Source organism: Anoxybacillus sp. MB8 (assembly GCF_011006755.1).
Taxonomy (GTDB): domain Bacteria; phylum Bacillota; class Bacilli; order Bacillales; family Anoxybacillaceae; genus Anoxybacillus; species Anoxybacillus gonensis.
Genome location: NZ_RXXX01000170.1, coordinates 1 through 315, shown reverse-complemented (window position 1 = coordinate 315; position 315 = coordinate 1). Strand labels below are relative to the sequence as shown.

Below are 315 nucleotides of genomic sequence, written 5' to 3'. Positions count from 1 at the left end.
CCCATGCCGAGGCCGGCGTGGACATGGTGGCGCCCAGCGACATGATGGACGGCCGCATCGGCGCCATCCGCGAGGCGCTGGAGGCCCACGGCCACATCCACACCCGCATCATGGCCTACAGCGCCAAGTACGCCAGCGCCTTCTACGGCCCGTTCCGCGATGCCGTGGGCACGCGCGGCGCGCTGGGCAAGGCCGACAAGAACGTCTACCAGATGGACCCCGCCAACACCGATGAGGCCCTGCGCGAAGTCGCCCAGGACCTGGCCGAGGGTGCCGACATGGTCATGGTCAAGCCCGGCATGCCGTACCTGGACG

1 pseudogene is annotated in these 315 nt (G+C 69.8%); it reads left to right on the top strand.

Annotated features, from left to right (window positions below):
* Positions 1 to 315 (top strand): annotated as a pseudogene (locus EKC99_RS15735) (porphobilinogen synthase); the annotation flags it as partial.